This is a genomic window from Demequina sp. (assembly GCF_016278775.1).
GTDB lineage: Bacteria > Actinomycetota > Actinomycetes > Actinomycetales > Demequinaceae > Demequina.
The window spans coordinates 86,256-107,841 of sequence record NZ_JADQBF010000013.1; the positions used below are offsets into that span (position 1 = coordinate 86,256).

A 21,586-nucleotide genomic window follows, 5' to 3' on the forward strand; every position below is an offset into this window, starting at 1 on the left:
CGGCAATTCCGGTCTCATCTGCAACACTCTGAGGTAATCCGTAGGCAACGACGCACACGCGAGGAGGCGCAGCGATGGCTGCATTCGACGACGTCGACTTGCGGATCGGTTCGGGCGGCGGAGCGCTCGTCGAACTCAAGGCGGCGCTCGCAGATTCGGCACTTGAGTGCAGCATCGACGGGCGCGGTGACGTGGTGCTTCCGGCGCGCGGACATGTGGCCATCGTGCGCGGAGTCGACTGCAGCGACGACGACTCCGCAAGAGCGGCGGCGCGAGAACTGACGGAAGGCGCTCTGGGGTACTGGGCTCCCGAGCAGGACGCGCAAGCGCTCATCGTCAGCAGCGATAGCCCCCGCGTTGCCTGGTGGGTGGACGGCGCCGGACCCACGATCCGCATCACGGGGGCCGCAACCTGGACGCCAATCTCGCCCGCCTGGGGCGACAAGCGCCGTTCCGCGTTCGAGTTGCTCAATCCCTATCCAGCAGTCGGCACGTTGTGGCACAAGGCGCTCCACCATTACCGGTCATCGGAGATGGCCAAAGACGTCAAGGACGCCGCGGGCGATCTGTACCTTGCTCTCGCGACCGCGCTGAGCGCGCGAGTAGGCAGGCTTCTCAAAGAGAGTGAGCGGCACTGGCTACTTCGAGCCCTCCGCGTCGTCGACCGCGAAGTGGACCTCTCGCCCTTTGCGCCGCGCGACAACAGCAAGGCAGTACCAGAGGCGATCCGTGGCGAGTTGTATCGGGTCCTCCGAAGGACCAACGAGGGGGCCGTGTGGGGGCCTTTGACCAGTCTTCGGACCTCCCGCGCCGACGCCGTTGCGGCCCGCGCGCGTTATGCCAGGATGTTCAGGCAGTTGGCCCGGGCCTATGTGGGCATCACCTTTCCGTCACTCGACCCGACCGAATCGACGTTCGATGCGACGGTGCGCTCAAGGCTGGAGCGCTCCGTGGTGTGGATTGGCGACGAGCACGCGCAGGGTCTCGATACCTCACGCGGTCGCGTCGGTGACTGGCATCCGGGCGGAGTGAGGCTGAGATTGCCGACGCGTGACGAGGGCGGCATCACCGCTGACGGACACTTCGCGGTCATGGGCCGGGCATCCTCGGGTGCGGTCGAAGCCGGTGTCGGCGTGATCCGATCGTTTGGAACGCTGGAGGAAGAGCGAGTGACGAGCGTTGCGAACCTGACCGGTGCATTGGATGTCGGGGATGCCGCAGCGGTAGAAGTCGTGGTGTTCGAACCCCGCTAGGGGTGCCCGTCTGTCCTGTGTAGGACGCATCACGACGTCGGCCCTCCCCGTCGGCCTCTCCGCGATCGACCATTTCCTGACATGACAAAGGGCCCCCACCAGCGTTTCCACTGGTAGAAGGCCCTCGTTGGTCGGGCTGACAGGATTTGAACCTGCGACCCCTTGACCCCCAGTCAAGTGCGCTACCAAACTGCGCCACAGCCCGTACGACCCCCTTTGGCGGCGCTTTCGCACCTGCAGGAGGCCGTCGACAAGTTTACACAGACGCGCGCCCTCGCGGCACCACGCTCGGGTGCCGTGAGGGCCGCGCAGAAGGTAGGCGCTCTAAAGGCGGGCGCGCACTGCCTTGCCGGAGAACGGTTGCTTGAACAACGGGGCCAGCAGGCAGATGTCGAACACGCCAACAGCGATGAACACGACGCCGACGCCGACCAATGCCAGCCATGCGCCACCCAACACGAAACCGACCGCGACGAGCGCAAGACCTGCGACCCCCCTCAAAGCTCGGCCTGCCGTCGAACTCATGAATGCTACGAATCCCATGGAGGACTCCTTTCGTCCTCCACACCATATACCCCCCACCGTATCCCGAGAGATATCGCGGTGGAAGTTAGCGCCGACCGCGCTTCTCCCGTACCCGCACTGAGATGTGAATCGGAGTGCCCTCGAAGTCGAAGGTCTCACGTAGCCTGCGCTCGATGTAGCGCCGGTACTGGGGGTCAAGGAACCCGGAGGTGAAGAGCACGAACGTGGGTGGGCGTGTCGACGCTTGCGTCGCAAACAGGATCTTGGGCTGCTTGCCGCCCCGCACCGGGTGCGGGTGCGCGGACACCAGCTCGCCAAGGAACGTGTTGAGCTTCCCGGTAGAGATGCGGCGGTCCCAGTTGGTGAGCGCCTCGTCCATGGCCCGCTTGAGACGGTTGGTGTGCCAACCAGTCAGTGCCGACAGGTTGACGCGCGCGGCCCACGTGAGGTGGGTGAGGTCCTTCTCGAAGGACCGCTCGAACATGAAGCGTTCCTCCTCCCCCACCAGGTCCCACTTGTTGACCACCATGACGATCGCGCGCCCTGCGTCCACCACTTCCGACAGGATCCGCAGATCCTGTTCCGTCAACGGCACGGAGCCGTCGAGCAACACCAGCGCGAGCTCCGCCCGCTGAATCGCGGCAGACGTGCGCAGCGACGCATAATAGTCAGCGCCCTGACTCAGGTGAACCCGGCGCCGTATGCCCGCCGTATCGATGAACGTGAACAGCTCTCCGTCCACCTCAATCAGCTCGTCTACTGGGTCGCGAGTCGTGCCTGCCAGCTCGTTGACCACCGCCCGCTCCGAATCGGCGAGCTTGTTGAGTAGCGAAGACTTGCCGACGTTGGGGCGTCCCACCAACGCGATCCGGCGCGGCGAGCCCTCGTCGTCGACCATGCGGGCCTCGGTCGGGAGCGCCCCGACCGCAACGTCCAGCAGGTCCCCCACTCCCCTGCCGTGCAGGGCGGACACGGGGTACGGCTCCCCCAGTCCAAGGTTCCACAGTGCGGCGGCCTCGAGTTCGCCTTGGGGTCCGTCCACCTTGTTGGCCACGAGCACCACAGGCTTCTTGGTCTTACGCAGCAACTTGACGACCTTCTCGTCCGTCGCGGTGGGCCCCACCGTCGCGTCGACCACAAACAACATGGCGTCCGCGAGTTCCATCGCCGCCTCTGCCGATTGCGCCACCGACAAGTCGATGCCGGTCACGCCGGACTCCCAGCCGCCCGTGTCCATGAGCAGAAAGTCGCGACCGGCCCACTCCGCCTCGTACGTCACGCGGTCACGCGTCACCCCTGGCGTGTCCTCGACCACGGCAAGCCGTCGCCCGATGATCCGGTTGATGAGCGTCGACTTGCCGACGTTCGGGCGGCCCACGATCGCAAGAATCGGCAGCGCCTCCCGCTGCTCGACCGGCTCGCCCTCGAGGGTGGCCAGGTCACCCTCGTCCAGCTCGTAAGCCTCCAGCCCAGCGCGAAGCGCGGCCTCGCGCACCTCGTCGAGACTCTCCTGGGGGTCGGAGGGTGCGGGGGGCGTGTAGTCGTCTTCGTAGTCGTCGGTCATGCGCCTGCCTCCTTGGCGAGGGCCAGCACGGCGCCCACCACCTCGTCGAGCGCGAGGTGGGTCGTGTCGATCTCCACTACGCCGTCGGCAGCGGTGTGAAACTGCACCACGGTGGAGTCCTTCTGGTCGCGACCCAGCACCGATTCGCGCACCGTGGCGGGGTCTGCACCGTCGCCGGTTCGCCGCGCTATGCGCACGTCCTCGTCCGCCGTCAATAGCACCCGCACCTCGGCGTCAGGCGCGACGACCGACGTGATGTCGCGCCCTTCGACCACCACGCCCGCGCGCTCGCGCGATCCGTCAATCAACTTGCGTTGCACGTCCCGTAGCACCGCCCTGGCGCTCAGGTTCGTCGCCACAGAAGACACCACCAGAGAGATCGTGTCGGTGTGTAGCAAGGGCGTGACGTCTTCTCCGTCGAGAATGACGTGCGGATTGTCGGGGTCCAGACGCATCTGGACGTTCATGGTCGCGACCATCGCCGTCACGTCGTCCTGATGAGACAGGTTGACGCCCTCTCGCAGGCAATACAAGGCGCCCACCCGGTAGGTCGCTCCGGTATCCAGGTACTCCAACCCCAAGCGACGCGCCACCTCACGCGACACCGTCGACTTGCCGGTACCTGCGGGCCCATCAATCGCGATCACGATACTCATCCGCCTGCCACCGTCCATCCACCGTCTTCAAGAGCAGCGACCAGACCGGCAGCATGCTGGGGAAGCACCCATAACGTCGTCAAACCAACGGGTTGACGAGGCGAGTGCTCGATGGACAAGTCTTCCACGTTGACGCCCACTGCCGCCGCATCGGACAGCAGCCTGACCAAGCGGCCCGGTTCGTCTGGCACGATGACGGTGACGGCCTCCCACTCCCGCTTGGCTCCGCCGTGCTTGCCGGGAATGCGCGCCACCTCCTGACGGCCCTTGTCGATCAGCCTGGTCATCGCCGCGCCAATGTCCTCTGAGGAGCGCACCTCGTCGAGTTCTTCCACGATGTGGTCGATGGTCTCGACGAGCGCAGTCCGGTTGAGTCGGGCGATGTCCGCCCACATCTGGGGGTGAGACGCCGCAATGCGGGTGACGTCTCGCAGTCCTTGACCGGCGAGAGCAACATCGTCCACGCCGAGCGGCGCCAAGGCCGCGGCAACGGCCGACGCGGCGGCTTGGGGGGCGTGCGACACCCTCGCCACGGCGCGGTCGTGGGCGCGTGCGTCCATCTCGATGACGTCGCATTGCAGGGCGTCGGCGACTTGCATCACCAATGCCACCGCCGCCGCGCTCGCCTGCCCCGCACACAGCACCCAGGGGCGGGCCCTGAACAGGTCGCCTTGCGCCGCCATGGCGCCAGAGACCTCACGGCCGGCCATCGGATGCGAGCCGACATAGCGGTGTGCTTGGCCAGTACGTTCGGCCACCTCGGCAATCGGCGCCTTCACGCTCGCAACATCCACCACCACCGCATGCGGCCACGTGTTGAGGGCGTCCACCACCACCTCGGCTGTCACACCCGGCGGCGTCGCCACGATCACCAAGTCGGGATGTTCGCGGCCTCTCGCGCCGCCAGCGCCGATGCTCCTCGCCAAGAGTTGGGTCTCTTCGTCCGCATCGGCAATGGTGACGCGCCAACCCTCGGTGGTCAGGCCGATGCCTATCGACGCACCAATGAGGCCCGCGCCGATGATGTGGGTGGTGGGTGTTGTCGCCATTACTGGGCGAGATCCCGGCGCAACGACACGGCCTCGTGAAGGTACACGTGGGACACCGTGTCTCGCGGCCGGTCCATCTCGGCATGCACCATGACGCGCACCACCATGGGCAAGGCTCCTGGCACCGCCATCTCTTGAGCGCACATCAGCGGCACCGCCCCGAACCCGAGCGTGCGCGCGGCCGCCGCAGGGAAATCGCTGACGATGTCGCGGGTGCACGTGAAGAACACAGAGATGACGTCGCGCGTGTCCAGTTCGTTCTCGCGAAGTATCCCCTCGACGAGTTCGCGCGTGCGCTCGTGCAGGTGCTCCCGCTCATCGCGTTCGAGCGTTGTTGCGCCCCTAATCGCCCGTACAGCCATGCGGACATGCTACCGGCCCGTCGGGCCGCGGCGCTTCGCGGAGGAGCGCGCTACAGGCCCGCCTCCTGCTGCAGCAATCCCACCTCGTTGTTGTTCAGGCGCCGCTGCTCGCCTGCCTGAAGAGTGCCGAGGCCGATGGGGCCGAACTTGGTGCGCACCAGATCGATGACGGGGTGTCCCACGGCGTCGAACATGCGGCGCACGATCCGGTTGCGGCCCTCGTGCATGACCACCTCCACGAGCGAGTGGTCGTCGGTCGCGTCGAGTATCCGGCACTCGGTTGCACGCACGGGCCCGTCGTCCAACTCGAGCCCCTGGCGAAGCGTAGTGGCGATGCCCTTGTTGACCCGACCCTTGACCTTGGCGACGTACACCTTGTTGACGCCGTAGGTGGGGTGGGCGAGCTTGTTGGCCAAGTCGCCGTCGTTGGTGAGAAGGAGTACGCCTGTGGTGTCGGCGTCGAGCCTTCCCACATGGAACAGTCGCTCCTCGTAGTCCGTGACGTATTGTCCCAGCGAGGGCCTTCCGTCTGGGTCGCTCATGGTGCTGACGACGCCCTTGGGCTTGTTGAGCACCACCGTGATGAGGCGGGCGTCCACCGAGACCCGCTTGCCCTCCACCTTGATCACGCACTCGTCGGGATCGATGCGCACGCCGAGCTGGTCAACCACCTCACCGTTGACCATGACCTTTCCCGCCTCGATGAGGTCTTCGCACTTGCGGCGCGATCCCACTCCCGCTTGCGCGAGCACCTTCTGGAGCCGCACGCCCTCAGGGCGGTAGATCTCAAGGTCACCCATCAGTTCGCCTCATCCACGTCGTCGAGGTCGGGAAGGTACGGCGCCAGTGCCGGCAAGTCATCCAGCGAACTGAGGCCTATCCGCTCAAGGAACTCGGTAGTGGTGCCGTACTGCACGGCTCCGCCCACCTCGCCCACTTCCGTCACGAGGCCGCGCGCAAGCAGAGTCTTCATCACTGAATCCACGTTAACCCCACGGATCTGCGACACCTGACCACGCGTGGCTGGCTGACGGTAGGCGACCACGGCCAGAGTCTCCAAAGCCGCCTGCGACAGCCGCGCCGACCGGCCCTCGACCACGAAGGCTCCCGCGGCATCGGCGAAGAGCGGCGAGGAGTAGATTCGCCAGCCTCCGCCCACGTTGCGCAACTCGAAGCCTCTGGGGTTGTCAGGATCCGCGTACTCATCCCTGAGCGCGTGCAAGGCATCGAGCACCTGCGGCTCCGGGACGTCAAGCGCTGTGGCGAGGTCGACAGGCGTGGCGGGCTCGTCGATCACCATCAGAATTGCCTCGAGGGCCGGGCGCACCTGAACGCTCATGGGGCCATCTCCTCCTCGACACCGTCGAACTCGCCGCTTACCTGAACATCATCGCGAGCACCCGTCCAGCGCACGGTGAGCTCGCCGAGCGAGCGTACCTGTTCGAAGGCGACCGCCGATTCACGGAACAGTTCCAGGAGCGCGAGGAACCGCGCCACGACCATGCCGACGTGGTCGGCGTCCGCCACGAGCGAGCGAAAAGTCATGGCGCCCGCCCGCTGAAGCCTGCTCGAAATCAGGGCCGCCTGCTCACGCACGCTGACCTTGGGGTTGTGCAGGTGGGTCAGGGAGACGCCCAGATCCTGAGGCTTAGGCTGCAGGGCGTGAGCCGCCAACCGTGCGAGGTCGTCCGGAGTGGCTCGCCACACCAACTCGGGTAGCAGCATCGCGAAGTGCGGCTCAAGCGACACATCCCGCGGCATCCTGCGCGGCGCGTCCATGAGTTTCTCTATGGCGCCAGCGACTTGCTTGAACGCGCGATACTGGAGCAGACGCGCGAACAGCAGGTCGCGAGCCTCGAGCAGGGCCAGGTCCTCGGCGTCGTCCACCTCTCCTTGCGGCAGCAGTCGCGCGGCCTTGAGGTCGAGCAACGTCGCGGCCACCACCAGGAACTCTGAAGCTTGCGACAGGTCCCAATCGCCCTCGCGCGCACGCACCGCCATCAGGAACTCGTCAGTCACGATTGCCAGCGCCACGTCTGTGATCTCCATCTCGTGCTTGGAGATCAGGCTCAAGAGCAGGTCGAACGGACCTTCAAAGTTGGGCAGATGCACCTCGAAGGCGCTGCGTGCCCCTTGTGCGGCGGCAGTCACTTCAGGCCGCGACCCCGCGCGTCACCAGTTCGCGGGCAAGCTGACGGTAAGACTCGGCCCCCGCGTGCTTGGGCGCAAAGGTGAGGATCGACTCGGATGCCACGGATGAATCAGGGAACTTCACAGTGCGGCCGATCATGGTCTCCGTGACGCGGTCCCCGAAGGCGTCGCGCACGCGGTCCACCACTTCTTGGGCGTGAAGCGTGCGGGGGTCGTACATCGTGGGCACGATAGCGTCCATCGTGAGCTTCGGGTTGAGGCGGTCCTGCACCTTGCTCACGGTGTCCACCAACAGAGCCACCCCGCGCAGGGCAAAATACTCGCAGGCAAGCGGGATCACGACCCCGTGCGCGGCCACCAAGGCGTTCACTGTCAAGAGCCCGAGCGAAGGCTGACAGTCGATCAGGATGAGGTCGTAGTCATCTTCGACTGGTCGCAGAGCGCGCGCCAAGGCGCTCTCTCGCGCAACCTCGCCCACGAGTTGCACCTCTGCGGCGGACAGGTCGATGTTGGCTGGGAGGACGTCGAGCCGGTCAATGCCACTCGGAACGATGACACTGGAGGTGTCCCGCCTAGGGCCCATGAGGAGGTCGTAGACGGTCGTGTCCAGCTCGTGGGAGTTCACGCCGAGACCCGCAGACGCGGCGCCTTGGGGGTCGAAATCGACCAACAGCACCTTTCGGCCGTACTCAGCGAAAGCGGCCGCAAGGTTCACCGACGTGGTGGTCTTGCCGACGCCGCCCTTTTGGTTACACAACGCCACGATCCTGGCCGGACCTGTGCCGTCGAGAGCGGGGGGGTCTGGGAACTCGGTCACGTCGCTCACCTTACTCTGGGCGCGGGGTGGCGCTACCGCGGGCACGCGGGTGCGCGCTCTGGTAGACGTCGCGCAGGGCGTCCCGCGTGACGAGCGTGTAGACCTGGGTCGTGGTCACAGAGGCGTGACCGAGCAACTCCTGCACCACCCTGATGTCGGCGCCCCCTCGCAGCAGGTGGGTCGCGAAGGAGTGTCGCAAGGTGTGAGGGGACACGTTCTCCATGCCCGCTCGCGCTGCCGCAGCCTTGATGATGGTCCAACCGCTTTGGCGACTCAATCTGCCTCCGCGCGTGTTGAGAAACAGCGCTGGCGTCCCTTTGCCCGACGAGGCCAGCGCGGGCCGCGCCCTCACCATGTAGGCGTTCACGGCGTCGGCCGCGAAGTGCCCCATCGGCACAATCCGCTCCTTGCGCCCCTTCCCTCGCAGCAAGACCGCCTCCGCTCCCGGCTCGAGCGAGACGTCATCGACGTCCAGACCAATGGCCTCTGACACCCGCGCGCCTGAGGCGTACAAGACCTCAAGCAGCGCCTTGTCCCTGAGCGGTCCCAGTCCCTCCCCCGTTGCCGCGGCCTCCAGCAGGCCCTCCACGGCCTCGGTGCTGAGCGCCTTGGGGAGTCGCGCGGGAGTCGTGCGCGGCTTCACGTCGATCGCGGCATCGTCAATGGTCCAGCCCTCTGCCACGGCAAAGCGGTGCCAGCCGCGCACGGCGACCACGGTGCGCGCGGCCGACGCTGGGGCAAGCGCCGAACGCCCGTCGCCCCCCGAAGAGACCGCCTGGGCGAAGTCCGAGACGTGCGCGGGGCGAGCGTCGGCGACCGAGGCCACATCCCGCGCCACCAGGTACTCAACGTAGCGGCCAAGGTCGCGGCGATACGCGGCGACCGTATTGCGCGACAAGCCCCGCTCTACCGTGACGTGAGCGAGATAGGTGGCGAGCTCGCGCTCGAGCCCTAGCCCCGCCACACCGTGAGCGAATCCGGCCAGAACGGGTCGGCCAAGACGGCACCAAAGACCACGGACAGGTACATGATCGAGTCGCGGAACAGGCGCATCGAACGCAGCTTGGAACCGTCAATGGTCCGCTTGTAAAGCGCGACGCACCCACCCACAAACCACACGCCGAACCCGAGCGCCAACACGGCGTAGATCCACGTCATCGAGGCAAGGGGAACGAGCACAAGGGACACCACCACCATGGCGGCGGCGTACGCCACCATCTGCTTGGCCACCTTCACTGGGGTGGCGACCACGGGAAGCATCGGCACCTCCGCGTGTTCGTAGTCCTTGCGAAACTTGAGCGCTAGGGGCCAGTAGTGGGGCGGAGTCCACAGGAACACGATGAGGAACAGCACCACTGGCGTCCAGGACAGGGACTCCGTGACAGCGGCCCAACCGATCAACACTGGCATGCAACCGGCGGCGCCTCCCCACACAATGTTTTGCGAAGTGCGACGCTTCAGCAGCATGGTGTAACCGACCGTATACAGCACGATGGCGACCACCGACAGGGCGGTTGCAAGCGGGGAACCGACCAGCCACCAGAACCACGCGGTGGAGATGGCGGCGAGCACCCAAGCAAACGTGAGCCCTGCTCGCGGCGACACCGCCCCCGTGACGAGCGGCCTGCTCTGGGTGCGTCTCATCACGGCGTCGATATCGCGATCGAGATAGCTATTGAAGGCATTGGCCGACCCTGCGGACAGGGTGCCCCCGATCATGGTCGCCGTCATCAGCCATCCGCCTGGCCACCCATCGGCCGCAAGCACCATCGTGGGAAGCGTGGTGACCAGCAGAAGCTCGATGATGCGCGGTTTGGTGAGAGACACGTACGCCTTGAGCACTCGCGTCGCCAGGATCACTCGACCCACCGAGGGGGCTGGGACGTCTGTGGGCGTCGTCGAGGCTGACGGCATATGTCGATTGTACGTGGGCTCCATGCCAGCAACTGCCCCCGAGCGCGCCCGGGCGACCGCGAGCGCCGGTAGGCTGGGATGGCCGCCCTACAACGCTACAAGGGAGAACCGTGGCCACTGGATGGACTGACCTCGACACCCGCGCGATCGACACCCTCCGTGTCCTCGCCGCCGACGCCGTGGAGAAGGTGGGCAACGGCCACCCCGGCACGGCCATCTCGCTGGCGCCAGCCGGCTACCTGCTGTTTCAGAACGTGATCAACCACGACCCATCTGACCCCACATGGCTTGGCCGAGACCGCTTCGTGTTGTCGTGCGGCCACTCGTCGCTCACGCTGTACCTTCAACTCTTCGCCTCCGGCTACCCCATGAGTCTCGACGACCTCAAGCAGCTGCGCACCGAGGGCTCACAGACGCCTGGCCACCCCGAGTACGGGCACACGCCTGGTGTGGAAATCACGACCGGCCCGCTCGGCTCCGGCCTGGCATCGTCCGTCGGCATGGCCATGGCCTCTCGCCGTGAGCGCGGACTGCTTGACCCAGACGCCGCGCCAGGCGAGTCGGTGTTCGACCACCACATCTACGTCATCGCCTCTGACGGCGACCTCCAAGAGGGCGTCTCCTCTGAGGCCTCTGCGCTCGCAGGCGTTCAAGAGCTCGGCAACCTGATCGTGATCTGGGACGACAACAAGATCTCCATCGAGCACGAGACGGACATCGCCTTTGGCGAGGACGTCTTGAAGCGCTACGAGGCGTACGGCTGGCACACGCAGCGCGTCGACTGGGTCACCCCCGACGGCTACGAAGAGGACACCGACGCCCTCCTTGACGCCATCGAGAACGCCAAGGCGGAGACGGGCAAGCCGTCGATCATCGCGTTGTCGACCATCATCGGTTGGCCCTCGCCCTCGAAGCAGAACACGGGCGGGGTACACGGTTCCGCGCTGGGCGCCGAAGAGGTCGCGGGCCTCAAGAAGGTGCTTGACTTCGATCCCGAGCAGCATTTCGCTGTCGAGCCAGAGGTGCTGTCACACATGCAGTCCGTGCGCGACCGCGGCCAGGCCGCACACTCGGAGTGGAACAGTCGCTTCGCCAAGTGGCAGGCAGAGCAGCCCGAGCGCTCGGCACTTCTTGACCGCCTCGTCGCGAAGGAGCTTCCCCAGAACTGGGCAGATGCCTTGCCGACGTTCGAGGTGGGCAAGTCGGTGGCGACCCGTGCCGCTTCCGGAGAGGTGCTGACCGCCCTCGCACCCGTGCTGCCCGAACTGTGGGGCGGCTCTGCCGACCTCGCAGGCTCCAACAACACCACCATGAAGGGCGAACTGTCGTTCCTGCCCCCGCACCGCTCGGTGAAGTCGTGGGAGGGCACTTGGTACGGCCGCACGTTGCACTTCGGCATCCGCGAGTTCGGCATGGGCACCATCCTCAACGGCATCACCCTTCACGGCCTGACACGCGCATACGGCGGCACCTTCTTGGTGTTCTCGGACTACATGCGCGGCTCGGTGCGACTGGCGGCCATCATGGGCATTCCCACCACGTTCGTGTGGACCCACGACTCTGTGGGCCTCGGTGAAGACGGCCCCACGCATCAGCCGGTCGAGCACATCGCCACGTTGCGCGCCATCCCAGGGATTGACATCGTCCGTCCCGCAGACGCCAACGAGACGGCCTGGGCGTGGAAGCACGCCCTGGAAACCAAGGATCGCCCATGTGGGCTGATCCTGACGCGTCAGAATGTGCCTACTCTCGAAGGGACGTCCGCCAAAGGCTTCGCCAAGGGCGCCTACGTGCTTGCGGGCGCAGACGAGGACGCAGACGTGCTGCTCATCGCGACCGGATCCGAGGTCCAGGTGGCCGTTTCAGCTCGCGAAGAACTAGCGAAGGACGGTATCAAGGCGCGCGTCATCTCGATGCCGTGCCGGGAACTGTTCGAACGCCAGAGCGACAAGTACCGCGAGTCCGTGCTGCCCAAGGCCGTCAAGGCACGAGTCTCCATCGAGGCTGGCTCGCCTCTTGGCTGGCGCGAGCTCGTGGGAGACGCCGGACGCATCGTCGGCCTCGACCACTTCGGCGAGTCAGCGCAGGGCGACAAGCTGCTCAGGAAGTACGGCTTCACCGCCGAAAACGTCGTCTCCAAGGCCAAGGAGTCCGTGGAGGCCTCTGCGTGAGCACCTTCCTGTCCACGTGGGTGGGCCTCGGTGACGAGGCCCACCTCGCGGTCACGGTAGCGGGAGACGCCGCTGAGGCAGCCTCCGGGCTCACGGAAGGCCTCGTGAGAGACCAGGTGGCCTCCCGCATCGCCGTGGGCGACCCCACCCTGTGGGGGCCGGAGTCTGTCGCGGAAGCGAGCATTCGGCTGGGTTGGGTCAACCTCCCCCAGTCCTCGCGTGCGCTCGTCGCCGAACTCGAGGATCTCTATGCGGACACGCGGGGCGAGGGCATGAATCGGATCGTGCTCGCGGGCATGGGAGGTTCCTCCCTCGGTCCAGAAGTCATCTGCGCCACGTACGGCGTGCCGCTGGTGACTCTCGACTCGACCGACCCCGACCAGGTGCGCGCGGCGCTCACCGGCGACCTTGAGCGCACCCTCCTGGTGGTGTCGTCAAAGTCGGGCAGCACTGTGGAGACGGACTCTCAGCGCAGAGTTTTCGAATCTGCCTTCGAGGAGTCGGGGCTGGACCCGCGAAAGCACATCGTGGTGGTGACGGACCCCGAGTCCCCCTTGCACCACGCCGCGAAACAGGCTGGCTATCGCGCCGTGTTCCTGGCTGACCCTCACGTGGGCGGCAGGTTCTCGGTGTTGAGCGCCTACGGCCTGGTGCCGTCTGCACTTGCCGGGGTTCCGGTGGCAGAACTTCTCGACGAAGCAGACGCCGTGGCCGATTCGCTCGCAGAGGACCACGCGGCCAACCCCGCCATCGTGCTCGGCGCCGCGATGGCGGGCTCCTCCCGCAGCTATCTCGTGTTCTCTGACCACAACTCGGGGCTGGTCGGCCTTGCCGACTGGGCTGAGCAACTGATTGCTGAGTCGACAGGCAAGGACGGCGTCGGTGTCGTACCCGTGGTGGCAGAGGCGGACGCCCCCGACGCGACCGTGGCGGGCGCGATCGACACCAGGCTCGTCCCCCTCGACTTCGACGGCGAGCCGGAGGGCCACTCCATCTGGGTCGCAGGAACCCTCGGTGGCCAGTTCTTGCTGTGGGAGTACGCCACGTGCATCGCGGGACGTGTGCTCGACATCAACCCCTTCGACCAGCCCGACGTGGAAGCCGCGAAGGTGGCCGCCCGGGGGCTGCTCGACTCGCTTCCGGAGCCCGAGCGGCCAGCGCTCGTTGACGACGGCATCGAGATGTGGGGCTCAGAGGGCCTGCTGGACGGTTCGACGAACCTCGAGGACGCCCTCGGCGCCATCAAGGCCGCCGTGCCAGCAGACGGCTACCTTGCGGTGATGGCTTACCTCAACCGAGAGAGCCTCCCGGACCTACCCGCGATCCGTCGCGCTCTGGCCGCAGACGTAGCCAGGCCGGTGACGTTTGGATGGGGCCCCCGATTCCTTCACTCGACCGGGCAGCTTCACAAGGGTGGCGCCCCCGTCGGCGCGTTCCTGCAGATCACGGGGACCTTCGCTGACGACATGGAAATTCCTGGGCAACCGTTCACGTTCGGCCAGTTGGTGAACGCTCAAGCAGTGGGCGACGCACTTGTGCTCATGAACCACCATCGTCCCGTGTTGCGCCTCAATGCCTCGTCGCCGTCAGACGTGACCCGCATGATCTCAGCCCTGGGAGGCTAATCCAGTGGTCAACCCTCTGCGCGATCCCCGCGACCGCCGCCTACCCCGCATTGCCGGGTCGTGTGGCCTGGTGATGTTCGGTGTCACCGGCGACCTCGCGCGCAAGAAGCTCATGCCCGCCGTTTATGACCTCGCCAACCGTGGTCTGCTTCCGCCCGCATTCGCCCTCACGGGGTTCGCGCGCAGGGAGTGGGATAAGCAGGACTTCACGCAAGTGGTCTACGACTCCGTCAAGAAGTACGCGCGCACGCCGTGGCGCGAAGAGACGTGGGAGCAACTTTCGGCCGGAATCCGCTTTGTACAGGGGACTTTTGACGACCCGGAGGCCTTCGCAGAACTGCGTCGCACGGTCGAGGAACTCGATGCGGAGCGCGGCACGGGCGGGAATCACGCCTTCTACCTGTCCATCCCGCCGTCGGCGTTCCCACAAGTCATCACGCAGTTGCGGGACTCCGGCCTGTCTGACCCCAAAGAAAACACTTGGCGTCGCGTCGTCATCGAGAAGCCGTTTGGCGACAACCTCGAGACCGCGAACGAACTCAATGAAGTCGTCAGTGAGGTCTTTCCCCCCGACGCCGTGTTCCGCATCGACCACTACCTCGGCAAAGAGACGGTGCAGAACCTGCTTGCCTTGCGCTTCGCCAACCAGCTCTTCGAGCCGATCTGGAATTCGCAATACGTCGACCACGTGCAGATCACGATGGCAGAAGACATCGGCATCGGTGGCAGGGCCGGCTACTACGACGGAATCGGCGCTGCGCGCGACGTCATCCAGAACCACTTGCTGCAACTGCTCGCACTGACCGCCATGGAGGAGCCTGCTTCCTTCGGTGCCGCGGACTTGCGGGCCGAGAAGGAGAAGGTGCTCAGGGCGGTCACGCTTCCTGCCGACTTGGCACAAGGGACGGCGCGCGGGCAATACTCCGCGGGATGGCGCGGAGGCGAGCGGGTGGGCGGGTACCTCGAAGAAGACGGAATCGCTGGGGACTCGACGACCGAGACGTACGCGGCCATCAAGGTGGACATCCCCAACCGGCGCTGGAACGGCACGCCCTTCTACCTGCGTGCCGGAAAGCGTCTCGGACGTCGGGTGACCGAGATCGCGCTGGTCTTCAAGAAGGCGCCCTCTCCGTACTTCCAGCAGATCGAGGGCTCCGACGTGGGCACGAACGCCTTGGTCGTTCGCGTCCAACCGGACGAGGGCGTCACGCTCAAGTTTGGCTCCAAGGTGCCAGGAACCGCGATGGAGGTACGCGACGTCACGATGGACTTCGCCTACGGCAACGCGTTCACCGACGAGTCCCCTGAGGCATACGAGCGTCTCATCCTCGACGTGCTACTGGGCGACCCTCCCCTCTTCCCCCGACACGAGGAGGTCGCGCTATCGTGGCAGATTCTCGACCCCATCATCGAGTTCTGGGCGACTCAGGGTCAGCCAGAGCAGTACCGCTCGGGCACGTGGGGTCCTGGCGAAGCTGACCAGATGATGGCGCGCGATGGGCGCGTGTGGAGGCGGCCATGATTCTCGATCTTCCTGGGACGACCACGGTCGACATCAACGCGGAGTTGTTGCGGTTGCGCAAAGAAGGCGGCGTGATCACCCTCGGGCGCGTCATGACCCTCGTCATCGATGCCACAGACGCCGACGCCGAAGAGGCAATCAGCACGGCCAACGTGGCGTCGAGAGAGCACCCTTGCCGGATCGTCGTCCTGGCCCCCCAAGACGAGTCCGATGTGCTCGACGCTCAGATCAGGGTTGGCGGAGACGCGGGCGCCTCCGAGGTGGTCGTCTTGCGTCCACCGGTGACCGCCATGAAGCACGCCGACACCCTCATCACTCCCCTGTTGCTTCCCGACGCGCCAATTGTCGCCTGGTGGCCGGCCATCGTCCCTCTCGTGCCCTCAGCGGACGGGCTCGGAGCCATGGCCCAGCGCCGTATCACGGACACCAAGGGCTCGACCAACCCCGCAGCCGTGCTGTGTGCTCTGTCGGACGGCTACCGTGCGGGAGACACCGACCTAGCATGGACGCGTCTCACCCGCTGGCGCGCCCTGCTGGCCTCCGCGCTCGATCAGGTGAGCGACAGGCGCGTCACCAAGGCCCATCTGCACGGCGACGTCAATTCTCCCTCAATCTTGCTCTTTGGAGCCTGGCTACGTCGCACGCTGGGTTGCGACTTCGAGGCCACGTATGACCCTGAGGCCACCGGACTGGTGTCGGTGTGTCTCGACACCCCCGCCGGAGAGATTGGCATCCGCCGCCCGGACGGCCTCAACGCCACGCTGAGCCAGCCGGGCCAGCCAGACCACGTCATCACACTGCCGTCGCGCTCCCTCAGCGATTGCCTCGCGGAGGAACTGCGCCGCATGGACGACGACCCCGTCTATGGCGAGGCCTTGCACGAGATTGTGCACTGCTGATGCGCCACGTCGTCATCTATCCTGACCAGCAGGCAGTCGCCGATGCCACGGCGGCTCGCCTGGGCGTGGTGCTCACCGACACGATCGCCACGCGAGGCGTGGCGCACGTCGTGCTCACTGGCGGTAGCGTCGGCATCGGCCTGCTTGCCTCGCTCGGCGCTTCCCCGCTGTCCGGGATCATCGACTGGACGAGCGTCCACGTGTGGTGGGGCGACGAACGCTTCGTTGCCGCAGGCGATCCCGACCGCAACGAGGGTCAGGCCCAAGAGGCGCTGCTAAGGCACCTGCCGCTGCCGGAGGACAACATTCACCGCATGGGCAGTTCAGACGACTTCGCGACAGCGGAACAGGCGGCGGATGCGTACGCGCGGGAGATGGTGAGCCTGGGAAGCCCCGTGTGGGACGTGCTACTGCTCGGCATGGGGCCGGACGGGCACGTCGCGTCCCTGTTCCCCGGGCATCCGGTCTATGCCGCAGGAGCCTCGGCCGACGCGGTTGCGGTGCACGACTCCCCCAAGCCGCCGCTCACCCGAGTAAGCCTGAGCCTCGCGTCGATCAACCGCGCACGTGAGGTGTGGATCGTGGCAGCAGGCGCCTCCAAGGCCGACGCCGTCGCGCGCGGGCTCACAGGGGACCTTGACGTACCGGTTGCCGCCGTCGCGGGCACGGAGCGCACGATGTGGCTGCTCGATGCAGCGGCGTCAACCTCCGTCTAGCGGTTCCCGCGTCGACGCCCTAGTGCTTCTTTCCCATGAGCAAGTCACGACCCTCTGCCTGGACCGCCTCGGTGGCTGGCAGCTTGGCGCGAATGGTGCCGACGATCGCCTCGATGTCGAACTCATCCGGCTTCGAGTAGATCTGCTCGCCGTCCGCCGTGAACGTGAACACGCCCTTGCGGCCCGTCTTGAGCGTCACACCCTCGATGGCGTTGCCAAACTCTTCCAGCAGACGGGTCTGGGCTTCCGTGGCCCGCGGCAGATAGCCGCACGGCACGCAGTACTCAATCTCGATCAGCATGGTGAACCTCCGCTGGGGACAGCAACTCCCGACGCCAATCCATTCCCCCGCAACCGAGGCGCGGGGCGGAGACCCGAGAGACTACTCCGCGGCAACGAAGGCGCGGCGCGCGCGCAAAGCCTCGAGCGCCTCCTGCAAGAGCGCCTCGCCTTCTGCATCGCTGCGCCGTTCCTTCACGTACGCCAAGTGAGTCTTGTACGGCTCGTTGCGCAACGGCTCCGGCGGGTTGTCGGGGTCGAGCCCGCCCGGCAGTCCGCAACGGGGACAATCCCATTCGGCGGGAATCTCGCGGTCCTCGCCCGTCGCGAAACTCGGACGGGTGACGTGCCCGTTCGCGCAGTAGTAGGAGAAGATCTCGCGGGGCGCAGACTCGCCGCGCTCCGCCTCACCCAAAGGACCAGCACCGACGCGCGAGCCCCGAATTGCGTTACCACCTGCCATGGTGTCCTACCCCCTGCTTCTTTGCGTGGCTAGTTGGCGTACTTGGCGATCAGGCCAAGCAAGATGATCGACATTGCCCAAGTGATCGCCACGCCCCACGTGATGCGGGACAGATTGCGCTCACCCACCGCGGAGCTCTGAATCCCGGACGCGATCCCACCGCCAAACACATCGGTGATGCCGCCGCCGCGTCCGCGATGTATCAGCACCAGGCCGATCAACAGCACGTTGGTGGCAACAAGAATCACCCACAGGGACGTTGTCAAAATCTGCACAGTTCTCCTCGAACTTTCAAGTCGTTGGGACCAGGATACGCGACGCGGCAAGCCTTGAAGGGCGTCGGGCGCTGTGGACCCCGCCGCACGGCAACGCACGGCGGGGTATCAGGCGCTATCCGGTCACGTGCTCCTGGAAGCGCGCGATCTTTGCGAACTCCTCTGGGTCGAGGCTCGCACCGCCCACCAGGGCTCCGTCCACGTCCACCTCGGCCATGAGCTGGGCGATGGAACCGGACTTCACTGAACCGCCGTACAGCACCCGCACGCCATCGGCGAGCTCTGCGTCGTACAACTCGGCAAGACGGCCGCGGATCGCTCCACAGACCTCTTGAGCGTCTGCTGGGGTGGCAACTTCGCCTGTGCCGATGGCCCACACGGGCTCGTAGGCGATGACGACGTCCTTGGCCTTGTCTGCGGGCAGGTCCTTAAGGGCCCCGTCGACCTGCGCCAGCGTGTACGACACCTGGTCGCCTGCCTTGCGGATGTCCAGACCCTCTCCCACGCACACGATCGGGACGATGCCGTTGTCGAAGGCCGCCTTGGTCTTGGCGGCGACGACCTCATCGGTTTCTGCGTGGTACTGGCGGCGCTCGGAGTGTCCTACCGCGACAAAGTCGCAGCCGAGCTTGGCGAGCTGGCTGCCAGCCACCTCGCCCGTGTAGGCGCCTGAGACGTGCTCAGACACGTCCTGTGCGCCGTACTTGAGTTCCAGCTTGTCGGCGTCCACGAGCGTCTGCACTGAGCGCAGAGACGTGAAGGAAGCGAGCACTGCCACCTCAACGGCGGAGAAGTCGTGCTTGGCGTCGCGCAGCAGCCACGCGAGCTTCTGCACCGTGTGCGTCGCCTCAAGGTGGTCGAGGTTCAGCTTCCAGTTGCCTGCAATGAGCGGTGTGCGTGTCATGTATTAGCCCTCCAGCACGGCCAGACCCGGAAGGGTCTTGCCTTCGAGAAGTTCGAGCGACGCGCCGCCACCCGTAGAAATGTGTCCAAAGCCGGCCTCGTCAAAGCCGAGGATCCGGACCGCGGCGGCGGAGTCGCCACCGCCGACAACGGAGAAGCCGTCGGAGTCGATCATGGCCTGCGCGACCGCCTTGGTGCCGCCAGCGAACGCGTCGAACTCGAACACGCCCATGGGGCCGTTCCAGACGATCGTCTTGGCGTCCACAATCTTCGAGGCGAACAGCGTGGCTGAGTCGGGGCCGATGTCGAGACCCATGCGGTCGGCAGGAATGGCGTCGGCCGCGACTACGTCGTGCTCGGCGTCGGCGGCGAAACCGGCGGCCGCGACGATGTCGGTCGGCAAGACGATCTCGACTCCGTTCTCCTTGGCGGTGGCGAGGTAACCCTTCACGGTGTCGAGCTGGTCCTCTTCGAGAAGCGAACTGCCCACCTCGTAGCCCTGAGCCTTGAGGAAGGTAAACACCATGCCGCCGCCGATCAGCAGCCGGTCCGCCTTGGTGAGCAGATTGGCGATGACGCCCAACTTGTCCGACACCTTTGAACCGCCCAGCACCACGGCGTAGGGACGCGCGGGGTCGGTCACGGCCTTGCTGAGCGACTCGACCTCCTTCTGGACCAGCAACCCGGCGGCTGCGGGAAGCATCTTGGCGATGTCGTACACCGAAGCCTGCTTGCGGTGCACCACGCCGAATCCATCGGAGACAAACACGTCGGCGAGCGCGGCGAGTTCCCCGGCAAGGGCCTCGCGCTCGTCGTCGACCTTCGAGGTCTCACGGGCATCGAAGCGCACGTTCTCGAGCATGGCAACCTGGCCGGGCTCAAGCGCCGCTGCAGTGGCCTTGGCTGACTCGCCCACCAGGTCGGAGGCGAGAGACACGGGCTTGCCGAGCAACTCGGACAGTCGGGCAGCGGCGGGGGCAAGGGAGTACTTGTCCTCAGGAGCCCCCTTGGGACGGCCCAGGTGCGCCGTCACGATGACAGCGGCACCCGCCGCCAACAACTTCTCGATGGTGGGGACAGAGGCGCGCACGCGGCCGTCGTCCGTGATGGTGGTGCCGTCGAGCGGCACGTTGAGGTCAGAGCGGACCAACACCTTCTTGCCGGTGAGGTCGCCCAAGCTGTCAATCGTCTTCAGCATGTCTGTTCCTTACTGGTGACAGAAAAACGTCCGCACACGCATGTCGCGTGCACGGACGTTTCTCACGGGAATGTTAGAGGCGCTCGCCGACGTAAGACGTCAGCTTCACGAGGCTAGTGGAGTAGCCCCACTCGTTGTCGTACCAGGCGACGATCTTCACCATGTCGCCAGAAACCCTGGTCAACTTGGCGTCGAAGATGCTCTGGTTCGGGTTGCCCACGATGTCAGAGGAGACGATCTCGTCTTCTGTGTACTCGAGGGTGCCCGCCATGTCGCCTTCTGCTGCGGCCTTGACCGCGGCGTTGACCTCTTCAACGGTGACCTCGCGTGAGGCCGTGAAGGTCAGGTCGGTCGCGGATCCGGTGATGGTCGGAACGCGCATCGCGAAGCCGTCCAGCTTGCCCTTGAGCTCGGGGAGCACCAAGGCGACAGCCTTGGCGGCACCGGTCGAGGTGGGGACGATGTTCTGCGCGGCGGCACGTGCACGGCGCAGGTCCTTGTGGGGACCGTCCTGCAGGTTCTGGTCGCCGGTGTAGGCGTGGATCGTCGTCATCAGACCCTTTTCGATGCCGACGGCGTCGTTGAGGGCCTTGGCGACGGGCGCGAGGCAGTTGGTGGTGCAGGAGGCGTTCGAGATGATGTGCTGCGTGGTCGGGTCGTAGTCCGCGTGGTTCACGCCGACGACGAACGTGCCGTCTTCGTTCTTCGCGGGGGCCGAAATGATGACCTTCTTGGCACCCGCGTCGATGTGGGCCTTCGCCTTGGTCGCGTCGGTGAAGAATCCGGTGGACTCGATCACGATGTCTGCGCCGAGGTCTGCCCAAGGCAGGTTTGCTGGGTCGCGCTCTGCGAGGGCGCGGATGGCCTTGCCGTCAACGATGATGTTCTCGTCGTCGTACGTCACCGTGGCCGGGAGAACACCCAGAACGGTGTCGTACTTGAGCAGGTGTGCAAGCGTCTTGATGTCGGTGAGGTCATTGACGCCCACGATCTCGATGTCAGCGCCCGACGCCACGACGGCGCGGTAGAAGTTTCGTCCAATGCGGCCGAAGCCGTTGATTCCGACCTTGATGGTCACTTTCTCTCCTCGGTTCGCGCATCGTGGCGCGTTTGGGGATCTGGGGCTGCGCACTGTTGCGCGGGGCGCCGCCAGGGCGGGCCACTACAGCCAGCCTACTACCAACGATGCGCCAATTGCGCGCGACAAAGGTCCCTCACAGGGGCTTGTCCGACGTGCGCGGCGC

The 21,586-nt window shown here is 65.9% G+C and carries 23 protein-coding genes and 1 tRNA gene; 6 read left to right on the forward strand and 18 right to left on the reverse strand.

The window, feature by feature from the left end:
• Positions 1–74 precede the first annotated feature (74 nt).
• Positions 75–1,253 (forward strand): hypothetical protein, encoded by a 1,179-nt coding sequence (locus tag QZZ33_RS02465; protein WP_291377893.1) that lies wholly within the window; start codon positions 75–77, stop codon positions 1,251–1,253.
• Positions 1,254–1,381: 128 nt separating this feature from the next.
• On the opposite strand, the gene QZZ33_RS02470 is transcribed toward QZZ33_RS02465, so the two are convergent.
• The 12 genes from QZZ33_RS02470 to QZZ33_RS02525 form a co-directional block, all read right to left on the reverse strand.
• A tRNA-Pro gene (locus QZZ33_RS02470) sits at positions 1,382–1,458 on the reverse strand.
• 119 nt (positions 1,459–1,577) lie between these two features.
• A complete protein-coding gene (locus tag QZZ33_RS02475) occupies positions 1,578–1,796 on the reverse strand; it encodes a YgaP-like transmembrane domain (RefSeq protein WP_291377895.1) in 219 nt (72 codons plus the stop codon).
• A gap of 67 nt (positions 1,797–1,863) precedes the next feature.
• The gene (gene der / locus QZZ33_RS02480) at positions 1,864–3,342 is read right to left on the reverse strand and encodes a ribosome biogenesis GTPase Der (RefSeq protein ID WP_291377897.1); all 1,479 of its coding nucleotides are present in this window, start codon (positions 3,340–3,342) and stop codon (positions 1,864–1,866) included.
• A complete protein-coding gene (cmk, locus tag QZZ33_RS02485) occupies positions 3,339–3,998 on the reverse strand; it encodes a (d)CMP kinase (RefSeq protein WP_291377899.1) in 660 nt (219 codons plus the stop codon). The genes der and cmk overlap by 4 nt, the downstream gene beginning before the upstream one ends.
• Positions 3,995–5,047, reverse strand: a complete 1,053-nt coding sequence (locus QZZ33_RS02490; RefSeq protein ID WP_291377900.1) for a prephenate dehydrogenase — start codon at positions 5,045–5,047, stop codon at positions 3,995–3,997. The genes cmk and QZZ33_RS02490 overlap by 4 nt, the downstream gene beginning before the upstream one ends.
• Positions 5,047–5,409, reverse strand: coding sequence for a chorismate mutase (aroH, locus tag QZZ33_RS02495; protein WP_291377901.1), 363 nt, complete (start codon positions 5,407–5,409; stop codon positions 5,047–5,049). Before aroH ends, QZZ33_RS02490 begins: the two co-directional genes overlap by 1 nt.
• A 50-nt stretch (positions 5,410–5,459) precedes the next feature.
• The gene (locus QZZ33_RS02500) at positions 5,460–6,209 is read right to left on the reverse strand and encodes a pseudouridine synthase (RefSeq protein WP_291377902.1); all 750 of its coding nucleotides are present in this window, start codon (positions 6,207–6,209) and stop codon (positions 5,460–5,462) included.
• Complete coding sequence (scpB, locus tag QZZ33_RS02505; protein WP_291377903.1) at positions 6,209–6,748, reverse strand: SMC-Scp complex subunit ScpB; 540 nt, start codon at positions 6,746–6,748, stop codon at positions 6,209–6,211. The genes QZZ33_RS02500 and scpB overlap by 1 nt, the downstream gene beginning before the upstream one ends.
• Entirely contained in the window at positions 6,745–7,560 is an 816-nt protein-coding gene (locus QZZ33_RS02510) for a ScpA family protein (protein ID WP_291377904.1), read from the reverse strand. The genes scpB and QZZ33_RS02510 overlap by 4 nt, the downstream gene beginning before the upstream one ends.
• A gap of 1 nt (position 7,561) precedes the next feature.
• Entirely contained in the window at positions 7,562–8,377 is an 816-nt protein-coding gene (locus QZZ33_RS02515; RefSeq protein ID WP_291377905.1) for an AAA family ATPase, read from the reverse strand.
• Between the two features lie 10 nt (positions 8,378–8,387).
• On the reverse strand, positions 8,388–9,341 hold the full coding sequence (locus QZZ33_RS02520; protein ID WP_291377906.1) for a site-specific tyrosine recombinase XerD: 954 nt from the start codon (positions 9,339–9,341) through the stop codon (positions 8,388–8,390).
• A complete protein-coding gene (locus QZZ33_RS02525; RefSeq protein WP_291377907.1) occupies positions 9,329–10,291 on the reverse strand; it encodes a heme o synthase in 963 nt (320 codons plus the stop codon). Before QZZ33_RS02525 ends, QZZ33_RS02520 begins: the two co-directional genes overlap by 13 nt.
• Before the next feature lie 110 nt (positions 10,292–10,401).
• On the opposite strand from QZZ33_RS02525, the gene tkt reads away from it, so the two are divergent.
• Genes tkt through pgl form a run of 5 tightly spaced genes read left to right on the forward strand, consistent with a single transcriptional unit; the run spans position 10,402 to position 17,224 of the window.
• Positions 10,402–12,462, forward strand: a complete 2,061-nt coding sequence (tkt, locus tag QZZ33_RS02530; protein ID WP_291377908.1) for a transketolase — start codon at positions 10,402–10,404, stop codon at positions 12,460–12,462.
• Complete coding sequence (locus tag QZZ33_RS02535; RefSeq protein WP_291377909.1) at positions 12,459–14,087, forward strand: glucose-6-phosphate isomerase; 1,629 nt, start codon at positions 12,459–12,461, stop codon at positions 14,085–14,087. Before tkt ends, QZZ33_RS02535 begins: the two co-directional genes overlap by 4 nt.
• A 4-nt stretch (positions 14,088–14,091) precedes the next feature.
• The gene (zwf, locus tag QZZ33_RS02540; RefSeq protein WP_291377910.1) at positions 14,092–15,609 is read left to right on the forward strand and encodes a glucose-6-phosphate dehydrogenase; all 1,518 of its coding nucleotides are present in this window, start codon (positions 14,092–14,094) and stop codon (positions 15,607–15,609) included.
• Positions 15,606–16,508, forward strand: coding sequence for a glucose-6-phosphate dehydrogenase assembly protein OpcA (locus QZZ33_RS02545; protein WP_291377911.1), 903 nt, complete (start codon positions 15,606–15,608; stop codon positions 16,506–16,508). Before zwf ends, QZZ33_RS02545 begins: the two co-directional genes overlap by 4 nt.
• Positions 16,508–17,224: a 6-phosphogluconolactonase gene (pgl, locus tag QZZ33_RS02550; RefSeq protein WP_291377912.1), complete on the forward strand. Its 717-nt coding sequence runs from the start codon at positions 16,508–16,510 to the stop codon at positions 17,222–17,224. The genes QZZ33_RS02545 and pgl overlap by 1 nt, the downstream gene beginning before the upstream one ends.
• Before the next feature lie 19 nt (positions 17,225–17,243).
• Here pgl and QZZ33_RS02555 read toward each other — a convergent pair whose 3' ends face one another.
• The 6 genes from QZZ33_RS02555 to gap all read right to left on the reverse strand — a co-directional run bounded on the left by QZZ33_RS02555 (position 17,244) and on the right by gap (position 21,420).
• The gene (locus QZZ33_RS02555; protein WP_291377913.1) at positions 17,244–17,525 is read right to left on the reverse strand and encodes an Rdx family protein; all 282 of its coding nucleotides are present in this window, start codon (positions 17,523–17,525) and stop codon (positions 17,244–17,246) included.
• An 81-nt stretch (positions 17,526–17,606) separates the two neighbouring features.
• Positions 17,607–17,966 (reverse strand): RNA polymerase-binding protein RbpA, encoded by a 360-nt coding sequence (locus tag QZZ33_RS02560; RefSeq protein WP_291377914.1) that lies wholly within the window; start codon positions 17,964–17,966, stop codon positions 17,607–17,609.
• Between the two features lie 29 nt (positions 17,967–17,995).
• Complete coding sequence (gene secG / locus QZZ33_RS02565) at positions 17,996–18,241, reverse strand: preprotein translocase subunit SecG (protein WP_291377915.1); 246 nt, start codon at positions 18,239–18,241, stop codon at positions 17,996–17,998.
• A gap of 115 nt (positions 18,242–18,356) precedes the next feature.
• Positions 18,357–19,145, reverse strand: a complete 789-nt coding sequence (gene tpiA / locus QZZ33_RS02570; protein WP_291377916.1) for a triose-phosphate isomerase — start codon at positions 19,143–19,145, stop codon at positions 18,357–18,359.
• A gap of 3 nt (positions 19,146–19,148) precedes the next feature.
• Positions 19,149–20,339, reverse strand: coding sequence for a phosphoglycerate kinase (locus tag QZZ33_RS02575; RefSeq protein WP_291377994.1), 1,191 nt, complete (start codon positions 20,337–20,339; stop codon positions 19,149–19,151).
• Between the two features lie 76 nt (positions 20,340–20,415).
• Entirely contained in the window at positions 20,416–21,420 is a 1,005-nt protein-coding gene (gene gap / locus QZZ33_RS02580) for a type I glyceraldehyde-3-phosphate dehydrogenase (RefSeq protein ID WP_291377917.1), read from the reverse strand.
• Positions 21,421–21,586: the final 166 nt, after the last annotated feature.